The 1,230-nt window shown below is 32.7% G+C and carries 1 protein-coding gene; it reads left to right on the plus strand.

The annotated features are described in order from the left end of the window. Positions 1-211 precede the first annotated feature (211 nt). A complete protein-coding gene (locus DNU06_RS17445; RefSeq protein WP_111064782.1) occupies positions 212-1,192 on the plus strand; it encodes an IS110 family RNA-guided transposase in 981 nt (326 codons plus the stop codon). Positions 1,193-1,230 lie beyond the last annotated feature (38 nt).

A 1,230-nucleotide genomic window follows, 5' to 3' on the forward strand; every position in this document is an offset into this window, starting at 1 on the left:
TCCTAAGCTTGTAATAAATTATATTTATAATATTATTAACAGGACAGAACAGGGGAATAAGACCATGTTAGGTTTAGAGTTACAAGCTCGTTAACAAAGAAGGTCACCTCTGTTCTTCTGCTGATATTCCGTTCAGTTCATTAGGCCATTAAGAGCCTGTTTCAAGGATATTGGAAAACCAGTGGATATGTCCCATTAACATTTTTTAGTTATGAGTAAAGATAAAGAATATGTTGGAATAGACATATCAAAGGATTATTTTGATGTGTGTTATGCTGATGGCAAACACAACCAGTTTGAAAATAATAAAGAGGGATTTTCAAAATTTAAAAAAACCTTAGCTGCCAGTAGTCATTGCGTTATGGAGCAGACAGGAAGGTATCATTGGGGAATTGCAAATTATTTATATGAAAAAGAAATAGCTGTTTCAGTTGTAAATGCTTTGGTAGTTAAACGTTTTATTCAAATGAAACTGCGTGTGACTAAAACTGATAAAGCAGATGCGAAAATGATACAGATGTATGCTGAGTTTGATAATCCAAGAGAATGGGAACCACCGCAAATTTATATTAATCAGTGCAGGGAATTAAGGAATTTGGTCACATTGTTATTAAAGCAAAATACAGCTTTAAAAAATCAGTTAAAAAGCTTAGAATTATCAGATTTTCCTTCTAAACTTGCTTCTAGAATAATAAAAAGACAGCTAAAAACAATACAAAAAGAAGTTAAAGCTTTAGAAGATGAAATGCAGCGATTATTGGTGGAAAACGAAGGAGATCTACTAAGTCTATTGACCACAATCCCAGGAATGGGTCGTAAAACAGCAATGTCATTAATAGTGACCACAAACGGATTCAAGGACTTTGAAAACTCAAAACAGCTTAGCAGTTTTCTTGGGTTATCGCCAACAATAAGAACATCAGGCACAAGCGTAAGAGGTCAAAGTAGAATCAGTAAAATGGGGAATAAAGATGTCAGAAACTTACTCTTTATGTGTTCTTTTACAGCTTATAAATGTAACCCATCTTGCGCAAAATTATTTGAAAGAATAGTAAATAAGGGAAAAAGTAAAAAACTTGCTCTACTAGCTGTCTGTAATAAATTAACTAGACAAGCTTTGGCAATTTCTAAAAGCAGAATTCCATATGATGAAAACTATAGAAGTATAAATCCGGTGTTATTACAAAATTAGCGAGAAAAAAACTTGTTTATAAGCTCAGTTCTTTGTTA

This window comes from Putridiphycobacter roseus, from assembly GCF_003234935.1.
Classification (GTDB): Bacteria; Bacteroidota; Bacteroidia; order Flavobacteriales_D; family Crocinitomicaceae; genus Putridiphycobacter; species Putridiphycobacter roseus.